The sequence below is a fragment of the Stenotrophomonas tumulicola genome (assembly GCF_014117215.1).
GTDB lineage: Bacteria > Pseudomonadota > Gammaproteobacteria > Xanthomonadales > Xanthomonadaceae > Stenotrophomonas > Stenotrophomonas tumulicola.
This window is the reverse complement of record NZ_JACGXS010000023.1, coordinates 1-4,218: the sequence shown is the minus strand read 5'-3', so window position 1 is coordinate 4,218 and position 4,218 is coordinate 1. Positions and strand designations below refer to the sequence as shown.

Annotated in this window: 5 protein-coding genes; 2 read left to right on the top strand and 3 right to left on the bottom strand. The window is 55.5% G+C overall.

The features are described from left to right. The first annotated feature begins 172 nt into the window (after window positions 1-172). On the top strand, window positions 173-745 hold the full coding sequence (locus H4O11_RS19205) for a hypothetical protein (protein ID WP_182342663.1): 573 nt from the start codon (window positions 173-175) through the stop codon (window positions 743-745). Window positions 746-871: 126 nt separating this feature from the next. Here the strand turns inward: H4O11_RS19205 and H4O11_RS19200 are convergent, their stop codons facing one another. Together H4O11_RS19200 and H4O11_RS19195 are read right to left on the bottom strand one after the other, a co-directional pair. Further along, entirely contained in the window at window positions 872-1,744 is an 873-nt protein-coding gene (locus H4O11_RS19200) for a hypothetical protein (protein ID WP_182342660.1), read from the bottom strand. Window positions 1,745-2,092: 348 nt separating this feature from the next. Beyond that, complete coding sequence (locus H4O11_RS19195; protein ID WP_182342657.1) at window positions 2,093-2,923, bottom strand: trypsin-like peptidase domain-containing protein; 831 nt, start codon at window positions 2,921-2,923, stop codon at window positions 2,093-2,095. 673 nt (window positions 2,924-3,596) lie between these two features. Here H4O11_RS19195 and H4O11_RS19190 point away from each other — a divergent pair. After that, on the top strand, window positions 3,597-3,809 hold the full coding sequence (locus H4O11_RS19190) for a hypothetical protein (RefSeq protein ID WP_182342654.1): 213 nt from the start codon (window positions 3,597-3,599) through the stop codon (window positions 3,807-3,809). Between the two features lie 161 nt (window positions 3,810-3,970). Here the strand turns inward: H4O11_RS19190 and H4O11_RS19185 are convergent. Then, the coding region (locus H4O11_RS19185) for a sugar nucleotide-binding protein (protein WP_182342651.1) at window positions 3,971-4,218 on the bottom strand (248 nt) is incomplete at its 5' end.

The following is a 4,218-nucleotide window of genomic DNA, read 5'->3' as shown; positions in this document are numbered from 1 at the left end:
CCCCCCCCCCCCCCCCCCCCCCCCCCCCCCCCCCCCCCCCCCCCCCCCCCCCCCCCCCAGCCTTGAAGCCAGCAGGATCAATCGCGTCAATCCATCCGAAAAAGCCACAATCATCGGTTCGCCGACGCTCGACCCGAGTGGTTTCGGGATCGTTTGCAACTGGTCCAACTGCTTGGACATTGGAAAGCAAGCCACTACTGACCGTACATGGATCGTGATCAGCAAGCCGAGGACGGCAGCGGATCCGGGCAACGCAGCGTTGGCCAACACGATCCTGAGCAACAAGACCTTTATTGGCCAACCATTTCGGCAGGTGGGCGACCAGCTGTTTTGGCACCAAACGCCTGCAATTAACAACGTGGCTGAGCATTCCGCGGCAGTCAACACGAATAGCGGCGCGGCATGTGGATACGATGCCAACAAGTGGGCGGCGGCAGTGGGCTACGTGGACTCCTCCGCGGCTCGTATCCGAGCGGGCTCTCGGCAAGGTGGAGAGGCCATGCGTTGGTCGTTCGCCGCGGGGAACCTCACCCTTCCGCGTGCCACCAACGGAAGCGCGCGCACCCTGCGGATTGGCGTTACCGCGACCAACACGGACACTGGCGAGCATGGCGATAGCCATGTTGGTATTGTTGTGATCCACAACGTCTCAGTGATCGAGTCCCACATTGCGGATAACGTGGAATACGCCTCGCAGTGGATGAAGAGGGGTGGGGTTTGGATCACGTTTGATCCATCAAGCTAGATCCAGCAACGCCTGCGTACTGACGAGGGCTGAGGTCATCAGCCGCGATGCAGCTACGGCTCCATGGAAGCAAGCCGCATGGTCAATGGCAAGATCGCATCTTTGGGCGTGGCCGACTCCGTCACCTTAGAGCTGCGGACTGCTACTTTCTGCATGGATTTCGACAATTTTCGAGTGCAATGGTGCGAGAGCGTCAATTACTATTGATGAGATGTCGCGCATTATTTCAATGATCAATGTTGAATCTTTATTCCTGAGTTGTTTGTCTAGCTCAATGGTTGCGTTTTCATTGTCACTGGTAGGTTTTCCGTAGTGGACTCCGCCCATTACGTGCGCGCACGTCAATATTGCCGTATGCACACTGATTCGGCATTCGCCATAAGTGGCAACAGTCTTTTTAAGAAACTGGTCTAGTCTTAGGTCTTCTGTTTTTGCTTTCGCCCAGTTTCTCGGGCTTATTGCCATTGCTCTAACATTGGCTGTGGGTAGTTGCTCTAATTGGGCGGCGATTACCTTAAACACTATCTTGGCCGAATACTTTTTGTTTACTTTGTGTATAAGTGGCTCATTGTCAAGCAGTAGTTGACGGATCAATCCTGCGGCCCTGATCATGTCGTATCTTTTCCCGGATATATTTCTCTGTTGTAGGTCGTAGATCGTATGTGAGAGGAATAGGTCCTCCTCACTCATCATCGTATGCAGCTCATCTGAGGGGATCGCTATGGGTTGATGATTTGTTTTGGGGATTGGATCAGTTTTGACTTCGTAAGATTCTGTTGGCGCTTCACTAAGCGACAGGAGATAGGTTTTGTTGATCATCAATTTGATGTTGTTATCGCACCAAACTAATACTATTAGCATCGGGCAGTTTGCTTGTGCTTGAATGGTTTGGGATATCCATTTTCTGCTGGCGTTCTGTGACTCAATAATTGCCTCGATGCTTCCTTGGGTGTTAAGTATTAATGTTGCATCATCATCTCCAACTCTCATTTTCTGCACGACTACTTCGTGGCGAGGGGGCCAGATCGCGGGGGTATTGGCTAACAAGAATACTGTGCCCGGCATTGTCTCTTCCGTGGTTGCTGGTCGACATTTCTGTCACGTAAGTGATTTCAGTATCTAGCAAGCTGCGCGCGGGATGTCGAGTGGGGTAAGGGTGAAGTTTGGTGTTAGGCGCTCCTGCCGCCCCCGCAAAGCCTCGCACTTCTCCCGCAGCCGCTGCACCGCGTCCTGCGCATGGGCGCGGCGCTTATGCGGGCCCGGCCGAACCAGGCACTCTGACATGCGTGGTGTCCATTCGCACAGGATCGATGCTTATAGTGTGGCGCGAGGGCTTTCTTTTAAAGACTACCATATGGGCCTTGGTGTAATTAGCGGGATATTGGTAGATGTAAAAGTCGTGGTGATTTGTGTTTGCCACGACGCTGGATTCTCAATAAAGGAGATTAATTCTCTAATTGCAATTGACTTCCACACCATTCCTATATCAGAGTCTTTGTGAATCCTTCCGCTGTATATCCCGATGAATTCTGAGTATGGCTCGGTAAACATTACTGCCGATCCATTTCGCATCTGCACAGACCCGCTGGTACGGTATAGGAATACAGGTGAGCCGGATTGTCCTTGTCGGCTCCTGCAGTCAATCAGAAGTACCGGCAGGTTGTTGTAGTTTATTTCGGGCTCGGAAGCGATAAATCCGCTGGACCATACGGCAAAGCCGCCACTTGCTTTCAGGCTGAATGGAAATCCAATGACGCTGACAACATCAGATGGCGCAAGCCTAGCCTTTGTTGGCTCCTTGGATATTTTGATCGGCACAGTATCCACCCCGCTAACGTCACTTAGCTTGATGGCGACGAAGTCAGCCCCGTCCTTCAGGGTTGGGTGCTCTACCCAGACGTTCTGGTTGTCAATAAGAAGCGGTTGAGTTTTCTTTACGAAGCTCCCCACTGCATTTTTTTGGTGGTGTGTGATAGTTATTGAGTCGGGTATTCCGAGTGTCGATGATAATGCCTCCCCGGTCTCTTGATGGCGTCCGGTTACGTTGTGCCGATTGGTGATTAGGTGAGGGCCTTTCGTCGTATGAACAACAAATGCAGTGCCGGTAGATAGCAGGGTTCCTTGGAATGACATTTCGATGAAAAGCGAATGGCCTGACTCTTCCCTGATTTCAATCATTGCTTTATTTTCCTGTCGGTTTAATTAAATGGTCGATTGGCGCACCTGTTGCTTTAGTAAGGTGCTGGATCGCTGTTCGGTGCAGCAAGCGGAATGGTGCCAGATCTGCCATTTCGAAAGATAGGGCATCTGCACACCTAACTCGAGTATCAGTATCTGAGACAGCCACGGCGTACGCTGCGCGCCATGACAGCCCGCTTCCCAACCCACATCCCCATGCCCGATGGCTTCACTTGGGCGCCGCGAAACCACCTGGACACGCTCCCGACCGGGCTGTTCCTCTTTGGCGAGGAAGTGGCGTCACTCCTTGACCGGGTGGACGGCAGTTGGTTTGCCTACCTTCGGATCTCTGGGGAGGCGTTTGCAATGCCCGCGAAGCGGGGCTGCACGTCATTCGAGGCCGGCCAGCGGGGGGGAGCTATGGGCTTTGCGCCACGAGCGTAAGCTGCGGGAGCGGATGGCCGCGAAGTTCCAGTGGATGCAGAACAACGTGGTCGCCGGCGGGCGAGGGCGGACGGTTGATGTGTCCAGAATTCTGGGGCTGAAACCTGACAGGCCCGGGTCGACACTGGAGACCAACACTGCTGCGAGCCCTGACCGGTGATGGTCCGATCAGTCATGTCCCGTTGCCGTTGTGTCGGCTGGTGCGACGGACCTGCCGCACGATGGGCCCATGATCAAAGCGAACGAAGGCAAGGCGCGCTGTGCGCGCGCAAAGGCGGCCGGATTGATGCAGGAGGCTCGGGAACTGGACCAGGCCCAGGGTGGTGACTGGCGGGCGAGGGCGCGCCGTCGTCGCGGCGCTGACCGACTGAGGGCAGACGCTATGCGCTTCGAGCGCTTGGCAGTGAGTTACGATCCGGACTGGGAAGACTATGCCGCGTAGGGCTGACGGTCACAGCCCGGTCACACCGCCAGCGCAAGTTGTTGAATTGAAAAGGCGGGGCAAGCCCCTCCTAAGGGGAAGGTCGCCCGTTCGAATCGGGCCGGGGTCACCATCATTCGAGGACGGCTGGGGGGTGACGCCCATGGTCGCCATGCGTGCGATTAATTCTTTATTTGCCCCATCACCCGCTTCAACCCGTCCTGCCATTCCGGCAGCTCGATGCCGAAATCCTGCTGCAGCCGGCGGTTGTCCAGTACCGACCACGACGGCCGCCTGGCCGGTGTCGGATATTCCGAGCTCGAGATCGCCTCCACCGTCGGCACCTTGGCCAGCACGCCGGCGGCCAGCGCCTCGGCAAAGATCGCCTCGGCGAAGCCATGCCAGCTGGTCTGCCCGGACGCGGTCAGGT